Raw genomic sequence first — 26,525 nt, forward strand, 5'->3', positions numbered from 1 at the left:
AGCCGGAGCCGGAGCCGGAGCCGGAGCCGGCAGCACCAGCCTTGCGCTTCGAGCTTGCGTCGGAGGCGTCCGCCGACTCGTCAACCGCCGCGCTGCCGGGACTGGTTGCGCCGCCCTCAAGCCCCACCACACCAAGGTCAGCGGTGCGGCCTCCGCGCCCCGACGGGTCACCGGAGGCACCCGTCGAAGCGTCAACCACCTCGCGGGCAGGGCCCGTTGAGTCAGCCTCAAGCCCCGGCTCACCGCCGGCATCGGCACCAGCGCCGCCCCCACGCGCCTCCCGCCGCGCCGCTCGCAACGCCTCCCGGGCCAGGTCGGCCGGGCGGCGACTGGGCCCCGCTTCGGGCGTCGGGGGCTCGGCAGGAGCCTCCGCGTCGTCCCCGGCAGGGGCCCGCCGGGCCGCCCGCAGTGCCTCGCGGGCCTTGTCCGCCGGGCTCTGGGTCATGACGGCCTCCGGAGCGAGATGAGGTCGGAGAGCTCGCGGTCGGTCAGTTCGGTGAGGGCCGACTCGCCGGAGCCGAGCACCGCGTCCGCCAACGCCCGCTTGGCGGTGAGCATGTCGGCGATGCGGTCCTCGACCGTGCCTTCGGTGATGAGGCGGTGGACCTGGACGGGCTGGGTCTGGCCGATGCGGTACGCGCGGTCCGTGGCCTGCTCCTCGACCGCGGGGTTCCACCAGCGGTCGAAGTGGATGACGTGGCCCGCGCGGGTGAGGTTCAGACCGGTGCCCGCCGCCTTCAGGGAGAGCACGAGAACCGGGGTCGCGCCGGACTGGAAGCGGTCCACCAGGTGTTCGCGTTCGGCGACCGGTGTGCCGCCGTGCAGCAGCTCCGCAGGGACCGCGCGGGCGGCGAGGTGGGCGCCGATCAGGCGGGCCATCCCCACGTACTGCGTGAAGATCAGCGCGGAACCGTCCTCGGCGAGGATCGTGTCCAACAGCTCGTCGAGGAGGGCGAGTTTGCCCGATCGCCCCTCCAGGCGGGCCGTCTCGCCCTCCTTCAGGTACTGCGCCGGGTGGTTGCAGATCTGCTTGAGCGCGCCGAGCAGCTTCAGGACGAGGCCGCGCCGGGCGATGCCGTCGGCCATCTCGATCGCCACCAGGGACTCGCGGACCACCGCCTCGTACAGCGAGGCCTGTTCGCGGGTGAGCGGGACCGGGTGGTCGGTCTCCGTCTTGGGCGGGAGTTCGGGGACGATCCCCGGGTCGGACTTCTTGCGGCGCAGGAGGAACGGGCGGATCAGCGAGGCCAGGCGAGCGATCGCGTCGTCGTCCTCGCCGCCCTCCACCGAACGCGCGTGCCGGGAGCGGAACGACTTGAGCGGGCCGAGCAGGCCGGGGGTGGTCCAGTCGAGCAGGGCCCAGAGTTCGGAGAGGTTGTTCTCGACGGGGGTGCCGGTGAGGGCGATTCGGGCCGGGGTCGGGATCGTGCGCAGGGCCTTGGCCGTGGCCGAGAAGGGGTTCTTCACGTGCTGGGCCTCGTCGGCCACGACCATGCCCCAGGCCTGCTGGGCAAGGCGGGGAGCCCCGGCGCGCATCGTGGCGTACGTGGTGAGGACGAAGCCGCCGTCGAGGTCCTCCAGGGTGCGGTCCGTGCCGTGGTAGCGGCGCACGGGGACGCCGGGGGCGAAACGGGCCACCTCCCGCTGCCAGTTGCCGAGCAGGGAGGCCGGGCAGACCACGAGGGTCGGTTCGCGGCGGGCCCGGCGCAGGTGGAGGGCGATGACGGTGATGGTCTTGCCGAGGCCCATGTCGTCGGCGAGGCAGCCGCCGAGGCCGAGTGAGGTCATCTGGTCGAGCCAGGCCAGGCCGCGCAGCTGGTAGTCGCGCAGCTGGGCGTCGAGGCCCGGTGGGGGTTCGGCCGGGGCGAGGCCCGAGGTGAGCCGGTCGCGGAGCGCGGCGAGCGCGCCGACGGGCACCGCCTCGACCGTCTCGCCGTCGACCTCCGCGGTGCCGGTGAGCGCGGTGGACAGCGCGTCGACCGGGTCGAGCAGGCCCAGTTCGCGCTTGCGGGCCTTGCGGACCAGGGCCGGGTCGACCAGGACCCACTGGTCGCGCAGGCGCACCATGGGGCGGTGCGACTCGGCGAGCGCGTCCATCTCGGCCTCGCTGAGCGGGTCCCCGCCGAGCGCCAACTGCCAGCGGAACTCCAGAAGTTGCTCGGCTTCGAGGAAGCCGGTGCCGTCGGTCGAGGAGCCGGGTGCGGACCGGACGATCGCGGTGGCGCTGAGGTCCTGGGCCAGATCGCGTGGCCAGTGCACGGCGACCCCCGCCGCGCCGAGCCGGCTCGCGGCGACACCGAGGAGGTCGTACAACTCGCCCTCGGACAGAGCCAGTACGTCCGGGGTGTCCTGCTCGCCCAGCCGCTCCAGCGGTGGCCACACGCGCGCGGCGCGGCGCAGCGCGAGGGCCGCGTCCACCCGGGCCCGCGGCCCGAAGGTGGCATCTCCTTCGCCCGCCCAGAGCTCCGCCGCGTCGAGGACCAGTGTCGGGTCGGCGAGGCTGTGCACCTGGACGACGGCGGCGCCCGCGGCGCGCTCCTCGTCGTCCGTGCGGTCGAACAGGCCGTACCCCGACAGGTCGAGGCGGAGCGAGATGCGGACGCCCGCGTCCATCCCGGCCGCGGCCTCGGCCGCCCAGTCCCGCGCGCCCGGCAGCCACACCGCGTCCCGCGCCGCGAACGGCCGCCCCGCGGCGAACGCGGCAGCCGGCGTGCGCGGCAGGGTGTCGGCGATCGCGTCTAGGCAGGAACGCAACAGGGCTTCGGGTTCGGGCAGTTGGAGGGGCTTGACGCCGTGGAGGGGCGTGGCGTGTCCCTCGTAAGGAAGGGCGGCGGCGATCGCCCGCAGGTGCGCGATGTCCGTAGCGTCCAGGGGTCCGGCCCGCCAGGCGTCGCAGTCTTCGGGCGTGAGCCCGGGCAGCAGTCGGCCGCGGGCCACCAGGTGCAGGGCGAGGCCGGCCGCCGCGCCCCAGCAGACGGTGGCCGGATGGGCGCCGGGGCGGTGCGCCGCGGCGAGCAGTACGGGCAGTGCGTCCTCGACGGGGAGGGTGAGGGCGGGCACGGATGCGCTGCGGACGCCCCTGCCGTGGCGACGTACGACCGTCAGCTCCTCGTGCCGGGCCGAGGCCGCCTCCGGCAGCTCCCCGCCGGCCGGATCCCAGAAGGCCAGCCGCCCGTCCCTGGGCAGGGGCGCGGGCAGGAAGACCGCCGGCAGCCGGGTCAGCGCCGTGTGTGCTTCGGTCATACGGTGGTCCGCCTCCCCTCGGCTTCGCGTCCGCGTCGTGCGGATGAGACGCCTACGACTGTACGGAGAGGCACTGACAATCGAAGGTTTCCCCAGGTCAGGCCGGTTGGTCCGGTCGGTCCGGTCGGTCCGGTCGATCCGATCGGTCGGGTCAGGCTGGTCGGACCGGCCAGGTCGATCAGGGCGTCGCCGTCGAGACGACGTACACCATGGGGTGCTGCGGGTTGGAGCGGTCGACGGTGACGTGCTGGGTGGGGCGCGGGTTGGGGTTGTCGTGGATCAGTCCCGACCAGGGGCCGGGGCCCGAGAACTCCCAGCCGACGACCTTGCGGTCGCGCTCGCTGATGGTGATCCTGCCGTCCTCCAGCTCGTCGGAGTTCGCGCCGATCTGCTGCAGGAACCGGTCGAGGCCTTCGTTGCTCGTATAGAACTGGACGTACAGGCGGCTGGTGCGCCAGTTGTTCGTCTCGTAGTAGGCGACCTTGAGGGAGTAGCCGGGGATCGGCACCTCGTAGATGCGCCGCTGGACCTTCGACGGCCAGCCCTCGGTGAGGCCGGTCGCGGCGTACTTCTTCTCCTTGTCGCGGCCGCTGTCGCGGCTCTGCGCGGCCGAGATCGCGAGATAGCCCGCGGGCACGCCGATCAGCAGCACGATGATGATCGCGGTGATCCAGCGGCGGCGGATCATGTGCTTCCGGTCCTCCGCGGGCTGCCGGGGCGGCTCGTCCGGAGGCGGGGACTGGCGGGGCACGGAAGGCGACGAGGGCGGGTTCATTTGTCGGTTTCCCTGGTGGTGCGGTTGGTGCGGATGGCCTGGGCGTACCGCTCGTAACGTTCGTAGCGCTCCACGCGGCGGCGGTTGGCGCGGCGGAAGCGGCGGGCCACAAGGCGGGCCAGATCGGCCGCGCCGACCATGCCGGCCTCCGGGCCGAGCTGGGCCTTGGCGATGCGGGCCTCGGGGCGGTAGCCGCGGCCCGTGAGATGGCGGCGGAACGCGTCCCGCGCGGGCACGATCAGCAGGTCGTCGGCGGCGCTGACGCCGCCGCCGATGACGAAGCAGGACGGGTCGAGGGCGGCGGCGAGGTTGGCGATGCCGACGCCGAGCCACTGGCCGATGTCCTGAAGGAGCTCGACGCACATCGCGTCGCCCTCGCGGGCCAGCTGGGTGATGAGGGGGCCGGTGATGTCCGGGATGTGGCCCTGTACGCGTTCGATGATGTTGTACGCGACCGGGGAGTCGGCGGCGGCGAGTTCGCGGGCCTCGCGGACCAGGGCGTTGCCCGAGCTGTACTGCTCCCAGCAGCCGCGGTTGCCGCACGGGCAGCGGTGGCCGCCGGGGACGACCTGCATATGGCCGAACTCGCCCGCGACGCCGAACTTGCCGCGCTTGACCTGGCCGTCCTCCAGGATGGCGCCGCCGATTCCGGTGCCGAGCGTGATCATGACCAGGTGGTCCTCGCCCCGGCCGGCGCCGAAGCGCCACTCGGCCCAGGCTGCGGTGTTGGCGTCGTTGTCGACCATGACCGGGACGGCGAGGCGGGACTGGAGGGAGTCCCGCAGGGGTTCGTTGCGCCAGGAGAGGTGCGGGGCGAAGAGGACGCGGTTGCGGTCGGCGTCGACCCAGCCCGCGGCGCCGATGCCGACCGCGTGCACGTCGTGCCGGTCGGAGAGGTCGAGGACCAGCTCGCAGATGGTGTCCTCGACGACCTTGGGGCTCTTGGACTTGTCCGGGGTCTCCGTGCGGAGCTTCTCCAGGATGTTGCCGTCCGCGTCGACCACGCCCGCCATCACCTTCGTACCGCCGATGTCGATGCCGACGGTGGGCACGCGGGGGGCGGTGAGGTGCGAGCGGCGTTCGCGCGTGCCGACGGTGCGCAGGACCGTGGCCCGTGCGGAGCCGCGGTGGGCCAGATCGCGGTAGGTGCTCATCGGGCCGATTCTGCCTTAACCCTGGCCGGGGGTGCATTGCGGCTTGCCCTGCCGTGGCCCGGCTCGGCGTTCTGGTCGTGCCCCGCCGGGGCTGAGGTCACGGGGGCTCCGCCCCCGGGCCCCCGCTCCTCAAACGCCGGAGGGGCTGATTTTGGCCCGAATGTTGGAGGGGTGAGTGTGGCCCGACCAGCCGGAGGCCACGGGGGCTCCGCCCCCGGACCCCCGCTCCTCAAACGCCGGAGGGGCTGATTTTGGCCCGACCGCTGGAAGGACTGTGCTGACTCAGCCCCCGGCCGGACCGGACTTGCCCGCAGCACTGGCTTCGCCGGGCAGCGGCGGTACCGGCGCCCGCTCCAGCTCGTGGCTCAGCTCCTCCAGCTCGGAGCCGCCCGCCATCTGCCGCGTCAGCTCGTCGAGGCCGATCTCCGACCTGAGGTGACTGCCGGCCATCGTGCCGCGCTTGAGGAGGACGAAGCGGTCGCCGACCAGGTAGGCGTGGTGCGGGTTGTGTGTGATCAGGACCACGCCGAGACCCGCGTCCCGGGCGGCTGCGACGTACTTGAGGACCACGCCCGACTGCTTGACGCCGAGCGCGGCCGTGGGCTCGTCCAGGACGAGGACCTTGGCGCCGAAGTAGACCGCGCGGGCGATCGCCACGCACTGGCGCTCGCCGCCGGACAGGGTGCCGATGGGCTGGTCGACGTCGCGCAGGTCGATGCCCATGCGCAGAAGTTCCTCGCGCGTGGTGCGGCGCATCGTCTCGACGTCGAGGCGCTTGAAGGGGCCCGCCCCGCGCGTCGGCTCGGAGCCGAGGAAGAAGTTCCGCCAGACCGGCATCAGCGGGACGACCGCGAGGTCCTGGTAGACCGTGGCGATGCCGCGGTCCAGGGCGTCGCGCGGGTTGGCGAGACGCGTCTCGGCTCCCTCGATGCGGAAAGTGCCCGCGTCGTGCTGGTGCAGACCCGCGATGATCTTGATGAGGGTGGACTTGCCCGCGCCGTTGTCACCGAGTACGCAGGTGACCTCGCCCGCGTGCACCTTGAGCGAGACGCCCTCCAGGGCGCGGATGTTGCCGTAGTACTTACTGACGTCATCCAGCTCGATGAGCGGCGCGCCCTGGTCCTGCACGTCCTGCGCGCCCTGCACGTCCTGCGCGTCCTGGGCGTCCTTGGAGGGGGTCGTCATTTGGTGGCCTCCGCACGCTTGCGCACCCAGTGGTTGAGCAGGGTCGCGAGGAGCAGCATCGCTCCGAGGAAGAACTTGTACCAGTCGGCGTTCCACTCGGCGAAGACGATGCCCTTGCTGACCATGCCGAAGATCAGCGCGCCGAAGGCGGAGCCGATCGCCGAACCGTAGCCGCCGGTGATGAGGCAGCCGCCGATGACGGCCGCGACGATGTAGATCAGCTCGTTGCCGACGCCCTCGCCGGACTGGACCCTGGCGAACGAGAACAGCAGGTGCTGGCCCGCGATCCAGGCGCCGAACGCGACGGCCATGTAGAGGCCGATCCGGGTCTTGGTGACGGGGACGCCGACGGCGCGCGCGGCGTCGCCGTTGCCGCCCACCGCGAAGATCCAGTTGCCCCAGCGGGTGCGCAGCAGGATCCAGGTGGCGACGGCGACCAGGGCCAGCCACCACAGGATCGTGATCTTGAAGTCGACGCCGCCGATGGAGATCTCGGAGGCGAAGACCTTCTCGGCCGAGGAGAAACCCTGCATGTCGGCGATCGACTTCGTCTGCACGGTGCCGCTGATGAGCTTGGTGAGGCCGAGGTTCAGGCCGGTCAGCATCAGGAACGTGCCGAGGGTGACGATGAAGCTCGGCAGTTTGGTACGGGTCAGCATGAAGCCGTTGAAGACGCCGATGGCGAGCGTGACCAGGAGTGAGACGAAGACGCCCACCCAGACGTTCGCGGTCATCTGGTAGCTGAACATCGACGAGGTCAGCGCCGAGCTGGTGACCAGCACACCGGCCGACAGGTCGAACTCGCCGCCGATCATCAGCAGGGCCACCGGCACCGCCATGATGCCGAGCGTCGAGGCCGCGTACAGGACGGTGCTGAGGCTCGCGGGGCGCAGGAAGCTGTCCGCGGCGAAGGAGAAGAAGACGAAGACGGCGACGGCGCCCATCACCGCGCCCAGCTCCGGCCGGGCGAGCAGCTTGCGCCACAGGGAGGTCTGCAGGAGGCGTTCGTCGGTCGTCTTGCCGGGCGTGGGGGCCGGTGCCGGGGCGGTCGCTGTCATCGGGTCCCCCGGTCCGTGTAGGCGAGGAGCTCGTCGGCGTCCTTGCCCGTGATGATCTGCGGGCCGGTCAGGACCGGGCGGCCGCCGCCGAGTACGTCGGCGTTGTAGCGGTAGAGCCACAGCAGGTCGATCGCCTCGTAGCCCTGGAGGTACGGCTGCTGGTCGACCGCGAAGCCGTACGTCTTGTCCTTGAGGCCCTGCGCGACGTCCGAGTTCAGGTCGAAGGTGTCGACCTCCGCGTCGCTGCCCGCGTCCTTCTTGGCCTTGGCCGCGGCGTCCGCGAAGGGGGCGCCCAGGGTGACGACCGTGTCGATGCCGGTGTCCGCCTGGAGCTTGGCGCCGATGCCGGCCTGTACGTCGGGCATGTTGGTGCCGTCGACGTACAGGTTCTGCAGCTCGCCCTTGAAGGTCTTCTTGGCGCCGGCGCAGCGCTGCTCGTGGCCGACGTTGCCCTGCTCGTGCAGGACGCAGACCGCCTTCTTCCTGCCGCGCTTGTTGAGCTCGTCGCCGACCGCCTCGCCCGCGATGGTCTCGTCCTGGCCGATGTGGCTCAGGGCGCCGAACTCCTTGGACTCGGCCGAGCCGGAGTTCACGGTGATCACCGGGATGCCGGCCTTCTTGGCGTTGGCCAGGACGTCCTTCATCGCGTCGGGCTTGGCGAGGGTGACGACCAGGCCGTCGACCTTCTTGTCGATGTACGACTGGACCAGCTGGGCCTGCTGCTGAGCTTGGTCGTCATGGGCGTACAGGAAGTTGATGTTGTCCTTGTTCGCGGCCTGCTGGGCGCCGCTCTGCACGATGTCCCAGAAGCTGTCGCCATCGCCCGAGTGGGTGACCATGGCGAAGGTCCACTTGGGCGTGTTCACCGCGGACTGCCCCTGCGCCTGGGCCTGCGCCGCCTTGCGGGCGTCCTCGGCGCGCTTGCCGCCCGTGCTGCTGCATCCCGTGATCGATGCTCCGAGCACCGCCGCCATCGCGATGCCCACCCAGGTCCGAACCCTTGCCACGAAGCCGTGCCCTTCTTGCTGCCGTACTCGGTGCGCCGGAACCGCATGCGCGATCCCGAACGCCCAAGTATCGGACACGGTGATCTGCCAAGCGGTCATCGGGTGCCGTTCTTGGTCAGCTTCTCAAGCTGGGGCACATCCTTCTCGGTGACGATCGCCGGTCCGGTGAGGACCTGCTTGCCGCCGCCGATGATGTTCGCGTTGGTCTTGTAGAGCCACAGACCGTCGACGGCGAGGTAGCCCTGCAGGTAGGGCTGCTGGTCGACGGCGAAGGCGATCGCCTTGGACTTCAGCTGCTCGGTGACGGCTTCGTTCAGGTCGAAGGTGGAGACCTCGGCCTTGCTGCCGGAGTCGTCCTTGGCCTTGATCGCGGCCTCGGCGATTCCCGCATTCAGGGTCACGATCGCGTCGATGTCCTCTGTGGCCTGCAGCTTCGCCGCGATCTGGGACTGGGTCTGGGGCATGTCGGTGCCGGGGACGTTCACCTTCTCGACGTCGCCCTTGAAGGTCTTCTTGATGCCGTCGCAGCGCTCGTCGAGCGAGATGTTGCCCTGCTCGTGGATGACGCAGAGCGCCTTCTTCTTGCCGCGCGCCTGCAGCTCGCTGCCGACCGCCTCGCCGGCCACGGACTCGTCCTGGCCGATGTGGTTGAGCGCGCCGAACTCCTTGGAGAACTGGCCGCCCGAGTTGATCGTGATCACCGGGATGCCCGCGGCCTTCGCCTTGCCGAGCACGGCCCTCATGCCGTCGGGCTTGGCGAGGGAGACGACGATCCCGTCGACCTTCTTGTCGATGTACGACTGGACCAGTTGGGCCTGCTCCTGTACCTGGTCGTTGCTGGCGTACAGGAACTCGACGTTGTCCTTGGCGGCGGCCTTCTTGGCTCCGCTCTGGACGATGTCCCAGAAGGCGTCGCTCTTGCCGGCGTGGGTGACCATCGCGATCTTCAGCCGGGGCCCGGAGACCTCGCCACCGCCCGAGGTGTTGTCCGGCTTCTCCTCGGAGCCCTTGCCGCCCGAGCTGCTGCAGCCGGCGGCGAGTGCGAGCGCCGCTATGCAGGCCGTGACGACTGTTGCCCTGCGGGCTGTACGCATGGTGGACCCACCCCATCTCCTCGCCGCCCGGTGCGGCTGGACCGGTTCTAGCGGCGGGCGGGTGGATCGGTCAATGCCTTGGCCCCGGCTTGTCAGAACATTCTGACTTCGTTATGGATACGTCCCCAACTGGTGCTGCGCGGCGGGCTTCAGGGACGTACGCCCTCGGGCTTCACGGGCGTACGAGCAGCTGGAACTCGAAGGAATAGCGCGACGCGCGGTAGATGTGGGACCCGAATTCGACCGCCCGGCCGGTGTCGTCGAACGTCGTCCGCGCCATCGTGAGCAGCGGCGCCCCCGCCTCCTCGGCAAGCCCCTCGGCCTCCTCGGCCGACGCGGCGCGGGCGCCGACGGTCTGGCGTGCGCTGTGCAGGGTGATGCCCGAGGCACGCATGAGGCGGTACAGGCCCGTCGCCGCGAGCAGGTCGCTGTCCGGGGTGAACGGGCCGAGCGGGAGGTGGTTGCGCAGATACGCCATGGGCTCGTCGTGGGTCAGGCGCAGCCGCTCGATGCGGTGTACGTCGCCGCCCTCGGCGATCCCCAGGGCGGCGGCGACCTCGGCGGACGCGGGCTCGACCGCGTTGTGCAGCACCCGGGTGGCGGGGCGCTGGCCGGCCGCCTCCAGGTCGTCGTAGAGGCTGCTGAGCTCCAGGGGGCGCTTGACCTGGCTGTGCACGACCTGGGTGCCCACGCCCCGGCGACGTACGAGGAGACCCTTGTCGACCAGGGACTGGATGGCCTGGCGGACCGTCGGGCGGGACAGGCCGAGGCGGCCGGCCAGCTCGATCTCGTTGCCGAGCAGGCTGCCCGGCGCGAGGTGGCCCTGCTCGATCGCGGCCTCCAGCTGCTGGGACAGCTGGAAGTAGAGCGGGACCGGACTGCTGCGGTCCACGCCGAGCTGGAGGGAGCGGGTCGCCGGACCGGACCGGTCCGCTGTCTGCTGGTCCGCTGCTGGCTTGGGCACGGGGGGAGCGTAGTCCCGGGAAATGATGACGGGAAGTCCTGAAGTTCGATTGTCAGGACAAGCCCCGGAGCCACCGGCCGTCGCCCCCGGGAATCACGCGCCGAGCGCCAAGAAGAGGCTGACGACGCCGAAGAATCCGACGGCACCGAGCACGGTCCCGGTCAGCGCGATCCACGCACGGCCGATGCCGCGCCGGGCGTAGTGGATACCCGCCGCGCCGAGGGTGACCGCGAGGGCTCCGGCGATGAACACCAGCGGCAGTACGGCGAATCCGAGCTCGGGCACCCAGACGCCCAGCGCGGACGGCGCGCCGAGAACGAGTGCGGTGGGGCCCAGTGCGACAGCAGGTGCGTCGGCCTGGCTGGGTGCGGTCGGCTCAAGCATGATGTGGTCCCCCTTTTTGAACAGGTTCAAATCACGTTGATCGTACCCCACGGCGGAGAGTCGGACACCTGAACCCCGCACCGGCAGAAGCGAGTTGCGCAAGCCGCGCGACGGATTCCCTGCGGGGCGCGTGATTCTGGCGCGCCCTAGCCGACCCCGCCCGCCGCCTCCGGCTCGACCTCGGAGATCCGGTACGCGTCCAGCGCCGAGGCCCGCTCGTGGTACGGGATGCGGGACAGCCGGGAGACCATCGTCCACATCTTGCGCTCGGCGTCGATGGTGTCGGGGAGCACTAGGGCCTGTCCGGCGGATCTTCGCGGGCCCACGACGCCTGGCACGCACTCTCGCCGCACGCCCGAATCACCCAAGTACGTCCAGTACGAGGGCGATCCGGGCGCACGCCGAGAGCACGCACCAGACGCCGCGGGCTCTTCCGCGAAGATCCGCCGGACAGGCCCTAGGCCGAGGACTCCGACGGTGGCAAGCAGCAGCGGACGGTCGGCACGGTCGGCGGAGGTCAGGGCGAACGCCACCGAGGCGATGACCACGAGGTGGCCGTAGAGCAGGGTGATGAAGAAGTCCACGCTGGTGCGGGCGAGTTCGACCTGGCGGCGCACCTGGTCCGGGACGCAGCCGGTGAGTCCCCACCCCCGGCCGCCGGGCCCATGTGGCCCCTCGAGCAGGATCTAAGCGCACGCCGCCCCGGCCCGCCCGGGCAACGGGGGCAGCCGCCCATCGAATTCTCGGAATGTTACTGAGCGTGAAATTAGGCGCCGAGCTTCTAGTGTGGCGTGCGTCACACATAAGGCCCGACCGGCTTGCAGCAAATTTTGCGCAACCAATCGGAGCATCAGGTTCCAGCTGGTGAGGCACCTGGTCATCGGTCATGGCGCAAAGAAGCATCCGGGTGGCGCGCCATGGCTGCAAACGAACACAAGACCACCTGTGAACAAAGATGCTTAGCAAGAGCAGTGCGGTGCGTGAGAATTTCTTCGACTCCCGTTGCACATCTGGCAGTTGAGCGACGTCTTCTGTTCGGAGGCGCACAGGCGCTCCCGAGGTCTTCAAGGGGGCAGGCCTCGCCCAGACCGGAGGGATCGACCACTCGTGACGATGGTGGAGCTAGCAGGAGATGTACTGATCGCGGCACTCGCGATCCGGGTCTTCGGCCGGGACGCGCTGCGGCTGCTGCGCCGCGCGGCCGCGGCCGGCGTCCGCGTCGGAGTCACCGAACTGGGCCGCGCGGACCGGGGCGAGGTACAGGAGTGAGCCACGGATCCCCGCACACCCAGACCACACGCATGACGCACCTGCCGGTGGACTTCTCGGCCTTCCACCAGATGCACCGCCCCGCCTACGTCCGCTGGGCACACAGCTACCTCGGCCACCGGGCCGACGCCGAGGAAGCCGTCGACGGCGCCTTCGAGCAGCTGCTCAAGGCATGGCCGGCGGTGCTCTCCTCGGAGAACCCGGCCGGGTACGCCTGGACCGTCCTGCGGAACAACACCATCGACGTCTACCGGCGCGGCCGCAGGGCACTGCCCCTGGAGATGGCCGCCTTCGAGACGGCTGCCCTGCTCGGCACCGCCGACCCGATAGGCCAGTTCGAGGAATCCAGCGCGCTGATGGCCGCCGTACGGCAACTCCCCTCGCGCCAGATGGACATCATGATGCTCCTCTACCTGCACGACCTCGGCGTCCGCCAGGTCGCCGACGAACTCGGCATAAGTCCCGCCACGGTCCGCTCCAGCGCCCGCCACGCAAAGCGCCGGCTGCACCAGCTGCTGACCCACCCCGCCCCGGACACCACGGAGGGACACCCCGATGACGTCGCACATTGACGGCCTCCTGGACCGGGCCCAACTGGTCCAACAGCCCTATGCCCAGGCGGAGATCGACGCCGCCGAAGCCCGTCTGGCGGGCCGCGTCGGCGCGGCACTCCCGTGTCCACCCGCACCCTCGCCCCCCACGCAGGGGGTGGGCGTACAGCCGGCCGCGCACCCCGCCTGGCAGGACCTCACCACGCTCTGCGAGACCCTGGTGGCCCAACCGCTGTCGCTGACCAGCCTCCGCCGGTTCCTCGCCCGTGCGCTGCCCGAACCGATCGGCGCCCGGGTCCTCGGCTGCCTGCTGCAACTGGCCGAACGCACGGAATCCGCGCGCTTCTGGTGGCAGTACGCGGCCGGCGCGGGCGACTACGCCGCCACCTACTGCCTCTACCTCCACCACCGCGCGCTCGGCGAGGACCACGTCGCCCACTGGTGGCACACCCAGAGCCACGAGATCGCCCGGCAGACCGACTGGGACACCGTCGACGTCGCCACCGCACTGAGGCTGCTGCGCGCCCTGAAACCGGACGACGCCCGCGTCCCCGAACCCGTGCACGCCGTGCTCGGGTACGTTCCCGCCGCCGTCACCTTCGTCGACGACGACCTCGACCTGCCGCTGCCCGACGAGGACTTCACCGACCGCATCCACGCCCTCACCACCCCGCCCACCGGCCGGCTCCCGGCCTACCGGGGCAGGCCCACACCCCTACCCGAGCGCCGACGCGGAGCCGCCTGGGCCCGGTGGACCAGGCGTACGGACAACACCGTCGCGCCCGCGCCCTCGCATCGCGCCTGAGCAGGGAGACCTCCTACCTCTCAGGTTCGATTGTCAGGACAAACCCTGGACAGCCGCGGTCCTCGATGCGAGGTTGGGGTGCATGCGTATCGGACTCATCGGGACAGGCCGCATCGGTTCTTTTCACGCCGCGACGCTGGAGCGGCACCCGGCGGTGGAGGCGCTCGTCGTCGCCGACGCGGAGGCGGAACGGGCCGCGGAGCTCGCACGGCGAGTGGGGGCGACGGCGGTCGGGAGCGTGGCGGAGGTGTTCTCCGCCGGGCTCGACGCGGTGGTGATCACCGCGGCCACGGCGGCGCATGCCGAGCTGATCGGGCGGGCCGCGCGGGCCGGCCTCCCGACGTTCTGCGAGAAGCCGATCGCCCTCGATCTGGCGGGTACGCTGACGGCGCTCGGCGAGGTGGAGGCTGCGGGGTCGATCCTCCAACTGGGCTTTCAGCGGCGGTTCGACGCGGGGTACGCGGCCGCGCGGGCCGCGGTGCGCTCCGGGCGACTGGGGCGGCTGCACACGGTGCGGGCGAACTCCTCGGACCCGGCGCCGCCGCCGGCCGGGTATCTGCCGCTGTCCGGGGGGCTCTACCGGGACTGCCTGGTGCACGACTTCGACATGCTGCGCTGGGTGACCGGGCGCGAGGTGGTCGAGGTGTGCGCGGCCGGGTCGGACGCGGGGCCCGCGATGTTCCGCGAGGCCGACGACGTGGACACGGCCGCGGTGCTGCTCACTTTGGAGGGCGGGCTGCTCGCCACGGCCACGGCCACGCGGTGCAACGGCGCGGGGTACGACGTGCGGATGGAGCTCGCGGGAGATCTGGACCAGGTGGGCGTGGGCTGGGACGAGCGGACGCCGGTCGCCTCCGTCGAGCCGACGGGGCCGGCCCGCCCGGACAAGCCGTGGACCGGGTTCCTGGAACGGTTCGCGCCCGCCTACGAGGCGGAGCTCGCGGCGTTCGTCGAGCTGGTGCGCGGCGAGCGGGACAACCCCTGCGACGGCCGCGAGGCGCTGCAGGCGCTGCGGATCGCGGAGGCGTGCGAACTCTCGCGGCGGGAGGGGCGTTCGGTGCGGCTCGAGGAGATCGCCGGAGGGTGAGGGGCAGGTCCGCCGGTACGTTCCTGAGCATCGCCCCTACCCCGCGGTGAGCACCGTCCCCTGGGCCACCGCGCACAGGGTCTCGGTTCCCGAGCCGTCGTCGGTGACGAGGTCGCAGCGGACCACTGCCTGCCGGCGTCCGCCGTGCACCACTTCGGCACGGGCGATCAGGGTGGCGCCCTGCGCGGGGCGCACGTACTGGATGGAGAAGCCGGAGGTGAGCACGGCCGGGCCGAGGACGGCCCCGGCGGCGAAGGTGAGGGCGTTGTCGGCCGCGTACGACAGGACTCCGCCGTGCAGGAAGCCGTTCTGCTGCAGGAGTTCCGTGCGGATGTCGACCTCGAGGGTGGCGCCGCGGTCGCCGAAGGCGGTGATGCGGGCCTTGAGCAGACGGCTGAACGGCTGGGCGTCCAGGGCCTGTTCGGCGGTGGAGAGATCAAGTCCGGTCATCGGGTACGCCTCCCAGCGCGGCCAGTACCGCGCGCAGTGCGGCCCGCTCCCCGGGGAGCGGGCCGGTGACGGTGTGGGCCTCGGTCCAGGGTGAGGGCCGGGCTCCGGGGTCCTGCTGAAGGATCTTCTCGTGCACCGCGCGGAAGGACGCCACCGGGTCCTTGTCCGCGAGCCGGTCGAAGCGCTGCGTCAACTCCCGTACGGCGCCTGCCAGATCGACGGCCGGGAAGACCACGGCACCGGCCGAGGCCCGCTCCTGGGCCGCGTACTCGTCCTGCCAGAACGTCCACCGCCAGCCGTCCCAGCCGGGCAGGGCGCGGGCCCCCGCCTGCCCCTCCAGGTTCTCGCCGGTCCAGGCCGCGACGGTGCGGCGCACCCGGTCGACGTGGACGCCGCACTGCGGAACGGCGCCGAACTCGCGCAGCCGGGCCTCCCGGGGCACCTCCCGCACGAGCCCGGGGCCCCGGTGGAGGAGGTCGAGCACGGACTCCACCCACAGGGCGTAGCCCCGCGCACCCTGCTCGTCAACCACGGAGAGCGAGACCGCGAAGTCGTGCTCGTCCGGCTCGGCGGGGGCGAGCGGGCCCATGTCCCGTGGTCCGGCGGCCGATCCGCCGCCCGGACCGTCGCCGGCGGTGCGTACGACGGCCCGGTCCACGCCCACGTGGGCCGCGATGTCCTCCAGACCGTCGTACGCCCAGCGGATCTCCCACCCCGGCCAGGTGCGGGCCAGCACGGCGAGCAGGGCGGTCCGGTGGGCGAAGCCGTCCAGATGGATGGTGAACAGGAGCAGCTGCCGCGCGTCGTGGTCGACCAGGGCCGCGCCCTCGCACCACACGTCGTCGAGCCAGTCGTCCCGCTCGACCTCGTGCTGGGCGCGGATGAACCGCGTCGTGCTCGCCGGGCCGTCGAGCAGGTCGACGTCGAGGCGGTTCGCACCCCAGTGGGAGTAGTGGAGCCGCCAGCCGCCGCCCTCGACCAGGACGTAGTTCGTACGCTGCCCCATCGTGCCCCTCTCCGCGCGGCCCGTCGTCCACCGGCCGGTGGGCGCATGGCCTGACCTGTCGCCGTCCGGGTGCGTGCGGGACCCTGCCCCGGCAGGATCGGGGCATGGCGACACAACCAAGGATCGTGGAGCGCCCGGAGCAGCCCTTCGTGGGGGTCCGGGGCAAGGTCACCTGGACGACGTTCGGGCAGCTCGCGGACCGGCTCCCGGAGATCGTGGGTTGGCTGGCGGAGCGCGGGGTCGCGCCGGCGGACGGGCCCTTCTTCAAGTACGACGTCATCGATCCGTCCGACCAGGAGCGGGACTTCGAGGTGGTGGCGGGGGTGCCGGTCGACGAGCGGGTGCGCCTCGACGGGACCGGCGGCACCGATCTGTTCGCAGGAACGCTGCCGGGCGGACGCTATGTGGCCCTCACCCATGTGGGACACCCGGACGAGCTGGCCGGGGTGGCGAGGACCGCGCTGAAGTGGGCGCATGCCAAGGGTCTGGAACTCGACATGACGCAGTCGGCGGCCGGTGAGGTGTGGGGGTGCCGGCTCGAGAGCTACAAGACGGATCCGCGGAGAGAGCCCGATCTGCACAAGTGGGAGACGGAGTTGGCGTTTCGGCTGCGGGACTAGGTCCTGGGTTCGGGGGCTGCGCGGGCTGGGGGCCCGCGCCGCAGTGGGCCGTCCGGCCGCTCAGCTGAGATGCGCCACCAGCGTCACCGTGGTCCCGGCCGCGTCCACCACGACCTCGAACCGGTCGGCGAGGGCGCGGGCCAGCCACAGGCCACGGCCGTGCTCGGCCTCGTCGGCGGCGGGCAGGCTCCCGGGCGGGGTCGGGGCGGTGAAGCCCGGCCCTTGGTCGGCGATGCTGCAACGCAGGCCGCCGTCCGCCCGGTCGAGCAGGATGCGGCCCTTGCCCCCGCCGTGCACGATGGCGTTGCTCGCCACCTCGTGCACGGCGAGCACGAAGTCGCTGAGCCGGGGGTCGCTGAGCCCGGCGTCCTCGGAGCGCCGACTCACCAGATGCCGCAGCAGCGCCAAGTCGGCGGCCACGAAGGGGAGTTCGAGCAGGGCCGTCACGCCTCGCGGCGCGGGAACCGGAGAGCCGTTGGCGCCAGGAGGGTGACCGCCCGCGCCATGCCTGTTGCCGGCACGGTCACTGCTGCCGGCACGGTCTCTGTCGCCGGCACGGCCGCTCTCGCTGTCGCTGTCGCTGCCGCTGTCGCTGTCGCGCCGGAGGATTTCCATGCCGGATCACCCTTCGCCCAGGACGAGTTGCGGGACCTGCGTCGCTCCGCACAGCCGCAGGACCTTGGCCTGCAGCGGCCGGCAGCGGACCTCGACCTGCCGGGCCTCCGGGAGGCCGACGGCGAGCCGGACCAGCAGGCCGGCGCTGTGCGCGTCGAGGAAACACAGCTCGGTGAGGTCGAGCACAGTGGCCGCGCCGGGGACGCGAAGGACCGCGTGGAGCGCCGTGTCGAACGCGTCGCGGGTGGCGAGGTCGGCGTCCCCCGCGAGGCGCAGGCCGTCGTCGGTGCGGCTGATGTCCAGGGCGCCGAGCCGGTGCAGGACCCGCTTGGGGTGGGCGACGCACATCCGGTCGATCAGCGCGTCGTCGAAGGCGCGCCGGTCGTACTCACAGATGGCCGTGAACCCGATGTCGGCGAAGAGCGGGGTGAGCCCGGCCTCGTAGTCGACGAGCAGGTCGTGGTCGACGCCCGGGTCGGCCGCCCAGCCCATGTCACCGAGGGCCCGGACACCCGAAAAGCCTTCTCGGCGGGCGCTGTTGGTGACCTCGACCCAGGTCTGGGCGCGCGCGACGGGGTCGAACCCGGACTCCGGGTCGTACCCCGGCACCTCATTGATCACGACGAGGCGTCCGGCCGCGATCGCCTCCTCGGCCGGCAGCCCGCAGGCGGCGAGCTGCTCGGCCGCGACGGCGGCGGTGGTGGCCGGGTCGGTGAAGAACATGACCCGCTCGCCACGGGCGAGGCCGATGTCGGCGTACGTGGCCCGGATCTCCCAGCGGGCCTCGTCGTCGTCGAAGCCCAGGCAGGCGTGGTCGCCGGCGGTCACCCGGGTGACCGAGAGCGTGCCTGCTGCGGAACTGCTGCTCATGGTCATCGAACGTAGGGGCCGCGCTGCGGCGCGAGCCATCGGTGACCGATGTTGCCTGAAGTCGCCCCGGCTTCGATCAACTGGGGACCACTTCTGCCTGTTCGGGGCGGACCCTAACCGTCCAGGAGTCCCGCGTCGTGGGCCAACAGGGCGATCTGGACCCGGTTGTTGAGATCGAGTTTGGTCAGGATGCGCGAGACGTGCGCCTTGACCGTGGCCACGCTCATATACAGCTCGGCCGCGATCTCGGCATTCGCCAGGCCCCGGCCGACCGCCACCGCCACATCGCGCTCGCGCGGGTTCAGAGCGTCGGTCCTGGTACGTGCCGTCACCTGCCGGGTGTCCGGCTCGGCGCCCGCCGCATGGGACATCAACTGGCGCGTGACGGTCGGCGACAGCACCGGATCGCCGGCCGCGACGCGGCGTACTGCGTCGACGATCTGGGCGGGCGGGGTGTCCTTGAGCACGAACCCGGCGGCGCCCGCGCGCAGCGCCCGCAGGACCTGCTCATCGGCATGGAAGGTGGTGAGGACGACGACCTCGGGGGCGTCCTTGCGGGCGCGCAGCCGCGCGGTGGCGGTGATGCCGTCGATCGACGGCATCCGGATGTCCATCAGTACGACGTCGGGACGGGTACGGTCCACCAACTCGGGCACCTCTGAGCCGTCGGAGGCCTCACCGACGATCTCGATGTCGTCCGCGCCGCCCATCATCAAGGAGAGGCCCGCGCGGACCAGTGGATCGTCGTCGACGAGGAGCAGCCGGATCGCAGTCATGCGCAAACGGTAGCCAGCCGACGAACCACGGACCGCACCCGCCCCCGCGGCACTGCGGGTCCTGGCGTGAACATATCTGTTACAGCGAAAACAGATATCGAAGCCACACGCTGTGAGAGTTTCTTGTCCGACCGGCTGAGCCGAATTATCCGCCACATAAAGTCGATCGCGCCGTGCTACTGTCGACTCAGTTGCAGTTGTGGTTCCCAAAACTTCAAGTGCCCCCATCGACATTCCATGCCGGTGGGAGCACTTTTGTATTTCCGGCAATTTTTCCGGGTGGGGTAATCATCGCAGTGACGCGGAGTTCGCACAGTGCGACTCCGGGAAATGCCCCGAAGGAGATTCAATATGGCTGCCGGTACCGTGAAGTGGTTCAACGCGGAAAAGGGCTTCGGCTTCATCGAGCAGGACGGCGGCGGCCCGGACGTCTTCGCCCACTACTCGAACATCGCCGCCCAGGGCTTCCGCGAGCTGCTCGAGGGCCAGAAGGTGACCTTCGACATCGCGCAGGGCCAGAAGGGCCCGACGGCCGAGAACATCGTTCCCGCCTGACGCCCACGCGTACATAACAGCTGGGGCCCGCACCTTGGGGTGCGGGCCCCAGCTCGTTGCATTTCTGGACAATTCAATTGACTCGTTCTCGCGATTCCCGTGCCACTCGTCCACCGGGAATTCCTTGATACGTGTCGTATCAAGGAAGGTTCCACTTGAACCACACGCGCACGAACGAGCGATTTTCCCGCAACCGATCCGGTGGTACGTCCCGCCGTCGACCGACCGCGCCACGGGGCGAGTTCGCCCCGCCGGTGACGGTCACCCCCGCACTTCCCGCCGTCGACGCGTTCGCCGAGCTGGCCTTGGAGCCGCAGCTGCTCGCCGCGCTCACCGCACAGGGCGTGACCGCCCCCTTCCCCATCCAGGCGGCGACCCTGCCGAACTCCCTTGCGGGGCGGGACGTCCTCGGCCGGGGACGTACGGGCTCGGGCAAGACCCTCGCCTTCGGCCTCGCCCTGCTGGCCCGTACCGCCGGCCTGCGCGCCGAACCTCGGCAGCCGTTGGCGCTGATCCTCGTCCCCACCCGCGAGCTCGCCCAACAGGTCACCGACGCGCTCACCCCGTACGCCCGCGCCGTGCGGCTGCGGCTGGCCACGGTGGTCGGCGGAATGTCGATCGGCAGGCAGGCCAGTGTCCTGCGCGGCGGCGCGGAGGTCGTCGTGGCGACTCCGGGCCGGCTCAAGGACCTCATCGACCGTGGCGAATGCCGGCTTGACCAGGTCGGCATCACCGTCCTCGACGAGGCCGACCAGATGGCGGACATGGGATTCATGCCCCAAGTGACCGCGCTCCTGGACCAAGTGCGCCCCGAGGGCCAGCGGATGCTGTTCTCCGCCACCCTGGACCGCAACGTCGACCTGCTGGTCCGCCGCTACCTGAGCGACCCGGTGGTGCACTCCGTCGACCCGTCCGCGGGCGCGGTCACCACGATGGAGCATCACCTGCTCCATGTGCACGGCGCCGACAAGGACCGGGCAACGACCGAGATCGCGGCCCGCGACGGCCGGGTGATCATGTTCCTGGACACCAAGCACGCCGTCGACCGGCTGACCGAGCACCTGCTGAACAGCGGGGTGCGCGCCGCGGCCCTGCACGGCGGCAAGTCCCAGCCGCAGCGCACCCGGACCCTGTCCCAGTTCAAGTCCGGTCATGTGACGGTGCTGGTCGCGACGAACGTCGCGGCACGCGGTATCCACGTCGACAACCTCGATCTGGTCGTCAACGTCGATCCGCCCGGCGACCACAAGGACTACCTGCACCGCGGCGGCCGCACCGCGCGCGCCGGCCAGTCGGGCTGCGTCGTCACGCTGGTGACACCCAGTCAGCGCCGGGGCATGAGCCGCCTGATGGCCACGGCCGGCATCGTGCCGCAGGTTTCGCAAGTGCGGTCCGGAGAAGCCGAGTTGAGTCGCATCACCGGCGCCCAGGCCCCGTCGGGCGTCCCCGTCACCATCAGCGCACCGGTCGCCGAACGCACCCGGCGCGGCACCTTCGGCCCCGGGCGGGGGCGTCGCGGCCGCGGAGCACCGAACCGGCGCCCCGGTCAGGCGTCACGCAGTGCGGCACGACAGCAAGGCGCCGGTGAAGCAGCCGCGTAGAGCGGCGTGATCAGGCGCTTCACCCACCGCGTCACCCACCACGCAGGAGGCACTCTTTGGCCCCGTTCCAGCTTCACCGGATCGCGGCAGGCGCCGCACCCCACGCCCCGTCCGCCGTCGACATCGCGGACGCCACCGGCCCTCAGGTGTGGGCGGACATGACCGTCGAGGTGGCCCTGTCCGTCATGGCCGCCGCGCAGGCCGGACACCTGGTTCTGTGCGACGCGGACGGCCGCCGCACGGGGTTGATCACCCAGGCCCGACTCAGCGGCGTACGCAACCGTCCTTCGTACACGGACCGGGTCCGCCTGGCGGACATCGTCGACGAAGACCGGACAGCGGCGAACGCCGCTCCCGGCGCCCTCGCCGCGTCCCACTGACCGGTCCACCCTGGTCCCGCCCGACCTCGCCCTGCTCCGCCCACTCCCCCGAGACTGTGAGGCACCATGCGCTGCGTCATCGCCCGCTTCCCCTTCGAACTCACCAAGAGCGGGGTGGTCGCCTCGATGAAGGGCGTCAAGCCCGAGCCGGTCACGGGCGAGTCCGTCCGCATCGGCCGCCGCGACTACCCGGTCAAGCAGGTGGGCGAGGTCATCACCCGGCAGGACCGCCGCGACTTCACCGCCGGGGAGGTCGTCCGGGCCATGACCCGCCTCGGCTTCGCCTGCCGCGCCGTGCCCGCGGCCGTCCCCGCCCGCGCGCTGACGCCGCTCCAGACCGCATCGGCCCTGCTTGGTGCGTCCTCGGCCGCGTAACCGCCCGCGTAACCGGGGAGACGGGGAACGCCTCGTACCCAAGAAGAACCGAAGCAGAACCGAAGACGAAGCCCGAGGGCCCCGTCGGCACACGCCGACGGGGCCCTCGGGCTGTCACGCGACCCCCGCACCGGAGGAGTTCGAGGCCCCAAATTACCTCCGCCTCGAGCACTCAGAAATCTATGCTCGCCAGAGTAGACATTGGGCTATCGCGTGGCTAGAGTTCCCTTCATCGACAAGGTCAGACGAGGCCCGGCAGAGACGAACTGGCGGGTAGAAGTATGTGAAGTTCGCAGGTCAGCGCGGTTGTGGAGTTCCGAAGCCAAGCAGTTCCCAGGACGGCGACGGGGCTGGCGCCCGCGCTGGGCGGCCCGCGGGTTCAGGGGCTGCCATCGGCAGGAGAGTACGAAGAAGTACCGAGGAAGAACGGAGGATGCAAACGCCATCAGGATCGCCCGGGCGAGGAGGAATCACCCCGGGTACCGCAAGACCCCAGAATGGAAGGTGGTCCTCGGTCACGCATCCGCGATCCCCGCGCTCCCGGCCTTTTACGGGCCGGGCGGCGGAAAACAGAAGGTCGGCGCAGCAGTAGGCCCGGCCGATGGTGTTGAATTTCCTTCGGGGCCCTGGTGCCGTACGGCACCAGGGCCCCTCGACGCGTTGTTGCATAACGAGGTGACATGACAGCAGATACCCCGCTCAGCGGTCGTCTGGACGACGACGACTACCCCGCCTACACGATGGGCCGAGCCGCCGAGATGCTCGGCACCACCCCCGGCTTCCTGCGTGCCATCGGCGAGGCCCGCCTGATCACGCCGCTCCGTTCGGAGGGCGGGCACCGCAGGTACTCGCGCTATCAGCTGCGGATCGCCGCCCGCGCCCGTGAGCTGGTCGGCCAAGGGACACCCGTCGAGGCCGCGTGCCGCATCGTCATCCTCGAGGATCAGCTCGAGGAGGCGCAGCGCATCAACGCCGAGTATCGCCGGGCCGAAGCCCAGCGGGCCGACAGCCCGAACTGAGCCCGCCCGGCACCACCGGCCCGTCCGGCGTTCGAGGTCGAGGCCGCGGCGGAGGCCCCAAGGGAATGGGGCGGGGGGAGAGTTTCATGCAGCCCACGGCAACCACGCCCTGACCCGAAACCCCCCGTCCCCCGCATCCCCGTGCCCCAGCCGCCCGCCCGCGAGCGTGGCCCGCTCGGTGAGCCCGATCAGTCCCTGCCCGGAACCCGGCACGGCCGGCACCTCCCCCGGCGGCGCCGGATTGGCGACCTCCACGGTCAGCCCCTCCCCCGCCGCTCCCGCCACGGACACCGTGACCTCCGCCCCCGGCGCGTGCTTGCGCGCATTGGTCAGCCCTTCCTGGGCGATCCGGTAGGCGTTGCGCCCGATTCCGGCCGGGACCTTCGCGGGGTCCGGAATGCGGCAGTCCAGGATGACCTTCATGCCCGCCTCACGGGACTCGGCGACCAGCGCGTCGAGGGCGGCGAGGGTGGGCTGGGGCCGTCCGGTCTCGTCGGTGGGTTCGTTGGTGCGCAGCACCCCGATGATCTCCCGCAGGTCCTGCAACGCCTCGTGCGCGCTGTCCCGGATGACCCCGGCCGCACGGGCGACCTCCGCCTGCGGGGCGTCGGGGCGGAACTCCAGGGCGCCCGCGTGCACGCTGAGCAGGGTCAGCCGGTGTGCGAGCACGTCGTGCATCTCGCGGGCGATCTCCTCGCGGGCCAGGCGCTGGGCCTTCTCGGCGCGCAGGGCCGCCTCGGACTCGGCTCGCCGGGCCCGGTCGCGCAGGCTCAGCAGGAGCTGGCGGCGGGAGCGCACGAACATCCCCCAGCCGATCACCACGAGGCTGACCAGAACACCGAACCCCACGGAGACCCCGTACGGCATGTCGGGGTCGGGCCGGTACGCGTAGAAGAACGGCACCGACGCGAGGGAGACGCCGCCGAGCCAGGCGACGTACTTGAAGGGCCGGTGCACGGCGACGGTGAAGACCGCGATCGCGGCCGCGATGCCCGCGGTGTCCGACACCAGGCCGAGCGCGGTGAGCGTGACGGCGAGCTCGACCGGCCAGCGCCTGCGCAGCCAGAGCGCGGCGCAGGCCAGGCCGCCGATCAGCTGGTCGAGGGTGGCCAGGCCGGGAGAGATGTCGGGGTTCTTGCCGATCGCGTCCATGGTCATCATCGCGATCGCAGCGGCCGTGAGGAAGATCAGGAAGTCCACGATCCAGTCGCGGAACGTCCGCCTCGGCCGGCCCTCGCGCGTGCGGTCCCGGTCCGGGTCCAGTTCGACGGCGACGGCGGAGGGCAGCAGCCACGGCCACCGGTACTCCGGCGCCACCTGCGGGAGGGCCTCGCCCGTCCCTTGCCCGGCACCGGGTGCCGGCTGCTTCTCAGCCTTCATGGTCGACTTCTCGGCCTTCATAGTCGACAAATTTACGCAGCTAGGGCGCCCGGAAAGGCCCTCGGGGGCCAATCACCGACGAAAGTAGGGGTCCGGTAGACCTTCGGCGCGGTCCCCGGGGCGGGGCCGCGACCTTGGTCGTCGCGGCCTCGCCCGGTGGCCGATGCGGCCCGGCGCGGGGCCGGGCGACGATCACTGCATGAAGAAGCTGCTGGAGTTCATCGGTGTGATTCTGCTGATTCAGGGCGTGGGCGGTCTGGTCTATGCGCTCTTCGGCTGGGTGAAGTGGGGACTCATCCAGAAGCTGGGCATCTTCGAGGGCTACGAGCTGTTCGCGAGCATCGTGGTGATCGTGCTCGCGGTCGCGGTGTTCGCCGTCGCCGAACGCGCCAAGTCCTGACCGCCCGCGCGGGGTTCAGCAGGTGTGGTCGACCAGGTCGAAGGACGCGTAGTGGTCGGCGGTGTAGTAGTCCTCCTGGTTGGCCTCGCCAGTGACGATGCGGCGGGCGCCGCGGTTGTCGGAGCCCGGCGTGATGACCGTGTACTCGTGGTAGTAGCCGGCGGCGTGGCTCGGCAGGACGCCTTCGCGGTTCTGGAAGACGGTGCCGTCCTGCGGGTAGGGGTAGGGGCCGTTCGCCTCGATCAGGTCGAGGGTGTCGTGCGCCTGGGAGGGCAGGGCCGAGTAACAGATGTCGCCGACCGCGGCGATCGCTGCCGCGGAGTGGGCGGGTGCGGCAACCGGTGCCGCGTGGGCCGCGACGGGCCCGCCGATGAGGAGGGTGGCGGTGAGAGCTATGCCTGTGGCGATACGTGGGGGGATTCGCATGCGTTCATGATGACGCGCGTAGATGGTGGGGCGTCAAGGCCAAGTGCCTTGAGTTTTCCGAGAGTTAACCGCGCTGCTCGTCCTGCAGCTGCTCCCGCTTGACCATGTGTTCGCTCACGCCCAGGCGGGCGTTGGCCCCCGCGTAGAGCACACTGCCCGAGAGCAGAAGGGGGATCGACAGGACGAGAAGCAGCAGGCTGTACTGGATTCCCTGGCGCCACGCATCCATGTCGGCCTCGTACCCGTCCGGATCGGGCAGCCGCAGCCACAGCCACAGTCCCCACAGCAGGAGAGCCGCACCCCCGGCGATCAGCCCCATGCCCCGCTGGCGCGCCCGCTGCGCCTCCTGCATGAACCGCAGATCCAGAGCCTTCGCATCCATGTCTTCCCCACCTCGTACGACGTCGACTTCGCGGTGCGCACAGCCGCTCGAACCTAGCAACCGCCCTGATCAGCCGCGCGACGCCCCCAAGTCGTCCCGACAAGCACCAGCCCCGCCCCCAACAGCCCCACCGCGCCCAGCGCTTCCCCGCCGATCGCGATGCCGACGGCCGCCGCCCACAGCGGCTCCGTGCCGAGCAGCAGGCTGACCCGGGACGGGGACGTCTTGCGTACGGCCCACATCTGGACGCCGAAGGCGAAGAGGGTGCAGAAGACGGAGAGGAAGACCAGGCCCGCCCACTCCCGCGGACCGAACCCGACCGCCGCCGACCACGGCGACTCCCCCACGCCCGCTCCCGCGAGCAGCGCGAACACACCTACCGCCGCGCCCAGTTGGACCGTCGTCAGCGACAGCGAATCGGCGTCCTGGACTGCCTTGATCCGCGCCATGGCCAGCACATGCGCGGTCCGCGCGAGAGCGGCGAGCAGGATCAGCAGATCGCCCGGCGAGGGGCTGGTGAAGCCTCCGTTCTGCGTCAGCAGCACCACACCGAGCACGGAGAGGCCGGCCGCGGCGAGGAAGGCCCGCGAGGGGGCGCGCCTGGTCACGGCCGCCTCGGCGAGCGGGGTGAAGATCATGGTGAGGCTGATGATGAGGCCGGCGTTGGTCGCCGACGTGTGCACGACGCCGTACGTCTCCAGGAGGAAGATCCCGCCGAGGATCAGCCCGAGCAGCCCGGCCCCCCGCCACTGCGCCCCGCCGAGGGCCCGCAGCTTCCGCCACCCGACGACGGCCAGGACGGGCAGCACCAGCGCGAACCGGAGCACCAGGACGGCGATCACGGTGTGCGAGGTGGTGATGCCCTTGGCCGCGAGATAGCTGCCGCCCCAGACGACGGCCACGAGCAGCACGGGCAGATCGGTCAGCCAGGCGCGGCGGGGCGCGAGGGTGCCCGGAGTGGTGGCGAGCGTCGACACGGGGTGGGTCTCCAACGGGTACGGCGTGGTGGAGACTTCGGCGGCTCGCACGGGGAGCGCTCACCGTATCCGGCGAGATCGCTCCCCGGCAGGGGTGTCTCACGGGTCGATCACTGG

At 71.2% G+C, this 26,525-nt stretch carries 30 protein-coding genes; 11 read left to right on the top strand and 19 right to left on the bottom strand.

From position 1 onward, the window contains the following. Nucleotides 1-441: 441 nt before the first annotated feature. The 10 genes from OG430_RS11330 to OG430_RS11375 form a co-directional block, all read right to left on the bottom strand. Nucleotides 442-3,243, bottom strand: coding sequence for a DEAD/DEAH box helicase (locus OG430_RS11330; protein ID WP_327352327.1), 2,802 nt, complete (start codon nt 3,241-3,243; stop codon nt 442-444). A 178-nt stretch (nt 3,244-3,421) separates the two neighbouring features. Then, on the bottom strand, nt 3,422-4,018 hold the full coding sequence (locus OG430_RS11335) for a sugar kinase (protein ID WP_327352328.1): 597 nt from the start codon (nt 4,016-4,018) through the stop codon (nt 3,422-3,424). Further along, nucleotides 4,015-5,172, bottom strand: a complete 1,158-nt coding sequence (locus OG430_RS11340; protein ID WP_327352329.1) for an ROK family glucokinase — start codon at nt 5,170-5,172, stop codon at nt 4,015-4,017. Before OG430_RS11340 ends, OG430_RS11335 begins: the two co-directional genes overlap by 4 nt. A 282-nt stretch (nt 5,173-5,454) precedes the next feature. After that, a complete protein-coding gene (locus OG430_RS11345) occupies nt 5,455-6,387 on the bottom strand; it encodes an ATP-binding cassette domain-containing protein (RefSeq protein WP_442816705.1) in 933 nt (310 codons plus the stop codon). Continuing rightward, the gene (locus tag OG430_RS11350) at nt 6,354-7,415 is read right to left on the bottom strand and encodes an ABC transporter permease (protein ID WP_327352331.1); all 1,062 of its coding nucleotides are present in this window, start codon (nt 7,413-7,415) and stop codon (nt 6,354-6,356) included. The genes OG430_RS11345 and OG430_RS11350 overlap by 34 nt, the downstream gene beginning before the upstream one ends. Beyond that, the gene (locus OG430_RS11355) at nt 7,412-8,422 is read right to left on the bottom strand and encodes a substrate-binding domain-containing protein (protein WP_327359048.1); all 1,011 of its coding nucleotides are present in this window, start codon (nt 8,420-8,422) and stop codon (nt 7,412-7,414) included. Before OG430_RS11355 ends, OG430_RS11350 begins: the two co-directional genes overlap by 4 nt. A gap of 95 nt (nt 8,423-8,517) precedes the next feature. After that, nucleotides 8,518-9,516 carry a sugar ABC transporter substrate-binding protein gene (locus OG430_RS11360; protein WP_327352332.1) on the bottom strand — a complete coding sequence of 333 codons (999 nt, stop codon included), beginning with the start codon at nt 9,514-9,516 and terminating at the stop codon, nt 8,518-8,520. A gap of 172 nt (nt 9,517-9,688) precedes the next feature. Further along, nucleotides 9,689-10,480 (bottom strand): GntR family transcriptional regulator, encoded by a 792-nt coding sequence (locus OG430_RS11365; RefSeq protein WP_327352333.1) that lies wholly within the window; start codon nt 10,478-10,480, stop codon nt 9,689-9,691. A 93-nt stretch (nt 10,481-10,573) separates the two neighbouring features. Further along, nucleotides 10,574-10,864, bottom strand: coding sequence for a hypothetical protein (locus OG430_RS11370; protein ID WP_327352334.1), 291 nt, complete (start codon nt 10,862-10,864; stop codon nt 10,574-10,576). Nucleotides 10,865-11,010: 146 nt separating this feature from the next. After that, nucleotides 11,011-11,481, bottom strand: coding sequence for a hypothetical protein (locus OG430_RS11375; protein ID WP_327352335.1), 471 nt, complete (start codon nt 11,479-11,481; stop codon nt 11,011-11,013). Nucleotides 11,482-11,971: 490 nt separating this feature from the next. Here OG430_RS11375 and OG430_RS11380 point away from each other — a divergent pair, with 490 nt between their 5' ends. From OG430_RS11380 to OG430_RS11395, 4 genes are all read left to right on the top strand, one after another. Further along, a complete protein-coding gene (locus OG430_RS11380; RefSeq protein ID WP_327359499.1) occupies nt 11,972-12,133 on the top strand; it encodes a hypothetical protein in 162 nt (53 codons plus the stop codon). Between the two features lie 32 nt (nt 12,134-12,165). Further along, nucleotides 12,166-12,705, top strand: coding sequence for an RNA polymerase sigma factor (locus tag OG430_RS11385; RefSeq protein ID WP_327352336.1), 540 nt, complete (start codon nt 12,166-12,168; stop codon nt 12,703-12,705). Next, nucleotides 12,689-13,489 carry a hypothetical protein gene (locus OG430_RS11390; protein ID WP_327352337.1) on the top strand — a complete coding sequence of 267 codons (801 nt, stop codon included), beginning with the start codon at nt 12,689-12,691 and terminating at the stop codon, nt 13,487-13,489. The genes OG430_RS11385 and OG430_RS11390 overlap by 17 nt, the downstream gene beginning before the upstream one ends. A gap of 82 nt (nt 13,490-13,571) precedes the next feature. After that, a complete protein-coding gene (locus OG430_RS11395) occupies nt 13,572-14,576 on the top strand; it encodes a Gfo/Idh/MocA family protein (RefSeq protein ID WP_327352338.1) in 1,005 nt (334 codons plus the stop codon). 36 nt (nt 14,577-14,612) lie between these two features. Here the strand turns inward: OG430_RS11395 and OG430_RS11400 are convergent, their stop codons facing one another. Together OG430_RS11400 and OG430_RS11405 are read right to left on the bottom strand one after the other, a co-directional pair. Beyond that, nucleotides 14,613-15,026 carry a PaaI family thioesterase gene (locus OG430_RS11400; RefSeq protein ID WP_327352339.1) on the bottom strand — a complete coding sequence of 138 codons (414 nt, stop codon included), beginning with the start codon at nt 15,024-15,026 and terminating at the stop codon, nt 14,613-14,615. Then, the gene (locus OG430_RS11405) at nt 15,013-16,032 is read right to left on the bottom strand and encodes a hypothetical protein (protein WP_327352340.1); all 1,020 of its coding nucleotides are present in this window, start codon (nt 16,030-16,032) and stop codon (nt 15,013-15,015) included. Before OG430_RS11405 ends, OG430_RS11400 begins: the two co-directional genes overlap by 14 nt. 104 nt (nt 16,033-16,136) lie before the next feature. On the opposite strand from OG430_RS11405, the gene OG430_RS11410 reads away from it, so the two are divergent. Next, nucleotides 16,137-16,652, top strand: coding sequence for a GyrI-like domain-containing protein (locus OG430_RS11410; protein WP_327352341.1), 516 nt, complete (start codon nt 16,137-16,139; stop codon nt 16,650-16,652). 60 nt (nt 16,653-16,712) lie between these two features. On the opposite strand, the gene OG430_RS11415 is transcribed toward OG430_RS11410, so the two are convergent. From OG430_RS11415 to OG430_RS11425, 3 genes are all read right to left on the bottom strand, one after another. Then, nucleotides 16,713-17,267: an ATP-binding protein gene (locus OG430_RS11415; RefSeq protein ID WP_327352342.1), complete on the bottom strand. Its 555-nt coding sequence runs from the start codon at nt 17,265-17,267 to the stop codon at nt 16,713-16,715. A 6-nt stretch (nt 17,268-17,273) separates the two neighbouring features. Continuing rightward, a complete protein-coding gene (locus tag OG430_RS11420; RefSeq protein ID WP_327352343.1) occupies nt 17,274-18,137 on the bottom strand; it encodes an MEDS domain-containing protein in 864 nt (287 codons plus the stop codon). Between the two features lie 113 nt (nt 18,138-18,250). Further along, nucleotides 18,251-18,913 (bottom strand): response regulator transcription factor, encoded by a 663-nt coding sequence (locus OG430_RS11425; protein ID WP_327352344.1) that lies wholly within the window; start codon nt 18,911-18,913, stop codon nt 18,251-18,253. Between the two features lie 351 nt (nt 18,914-19,264). Between OG430_RS11425 and OG430_RS11430 the strand changes: the two genes are divergently transcribed. From OG430_RS11430 to OG430_RS11450, 5 genes are all read left to right on the top strand, one after another. Further along, on the top strand, nt 19,265-19,468 hold the full coding sequence (locus OG430_RS11430; RefSeq protein ID WP_045556499.1) for a cold-shock protein: 204 nt from the start codon (nt 19,265-19,267) through the stop codon (nt 19,466-19,468). A gap of 155 nt (nt 19,469-19,623) precedes the next feature. Further along, nucleotides 19,624-21,069, top strand: a complete 1,446-nt coding sequence (locus OG430_RS11435; protein ID WP_327352345.1) for a DEAD/DEAH box helicase — start codon at nt 19,624-19,626, stop codon at nt 21,067-21,069. Between the two features lie 56 nt (nt 21,070-21,125). Further along, nucleotides 21,126-21,449 (top strand): CBS domain-containing protein, encoded by a 324-nt coding sequence (locus OG430_RS11440; protein WP_442816472.1) that lies wholly within the window; start codon nt 21,126-21,128, stop codon nt 21,447-21,449. 66 nt (nt 21,450-21,515) lie between these two features. Continuing rightward, complete coding sequence (locus OG430_RS11445) at nt 21,516-21,824, top strand: SCO5918 family protein (protein ID WP_327352346.1); 309 nt, start codon at nt 21,516-21,518, stop codon at nt 21,822-21,824. A gap of 680 nt (nt 21,825-22,504) precedes the next feature. Further along, on the top strand, nt 22,505-22,843 hold the full coding sequence (locus OG430_RS11450; protein ID WP_327352347.1) for a helix-turn-helix domain-containing protein: 339 nt from the start codon (nt 22,505-22,507) through the stop codon (nt 22,841-22,843). Nucleotides 22,844-22,927: 84 nt separating this feature from the next. On the opposite strand, the gene OG430_RS11455 is transcribed toward OG430_RS11450, so the two are convergent. Continuing rightward, a complete protein-coding gene (locus OG430_RS11455) occupies nt 22,928-24,223 on the bottom strand; it encodes a sensor histidine kinase (protein ID WP_327352348.1) in 1,296 nt (431 codons plus the stop codon). 199 nt (nt 24,224-24,422) lie between these two features. Here OG430_RS11455 and OG430_RS11460 point away from each other — a divergent pair, with 199 nt between their 5' ends. Then, entirely contained in the window at nt 24,423-24,623 is a 201-nt protein-coding gene (locus OG430_RS11460; protein ID WP_327352349.1) for a hypothetical protein, read from the top strand. A 15-nt stretch (nt 24,624-24,638) separates the two neighbouring features. Here the strand turns inward: OG430_RS11460 and OG430_RS11465 are convergent, their stop codons facing one another. The 3 genes from OG430_RS11465 to OG430_RS11475 form a co-directional block, all read right to left on the bottom strand. Continuing rightward, nucleotides 24,639-25,049, bottom strand: a complete 411-nt coding sequence (locus tag OG430_RS11465) for a ribonuclease (protein WP_327352350.1) — start codon at nt 25,047-25,049, stop codon at nt 24,639-24,641. Between the two features lie 64 nt (nt 25,050-25,113). Further along, nucleotides 25,114-25,431, bottom strand: coding sequence for a hypothetical protein (locus OG430_RS11470; RefSeq protein ID WP_327352351.1), 318 nt, complete (start codon nt 25,429-25,431; stop codon nt 25,114-25,116). A 53-nt stretch (nt 25,432-25,484) separates the two neighbouring features. Further along, a complete protein-coding gene (locus OG430_RS11475) occupies nt 25,485-26,408 on the bottom strand; it encodes a DMT family transporter (protein ID WP_327359050.1) in 924 nt (307 codons plus the stop codon). Nucleotides 26,409-26,525 lie beyond the last annotated feature (117 nt).

The sequence above is a fragment of the Streptomyces sp. NBC_01304 genome (assembly GCF_035975855.1).
In the GTDB taxonomy this organism is placed as follows: Bacteria; Actinomycetota; Actinomycetes; order Streptomycetales; family Streptomycetaceae; genus Streptomyces.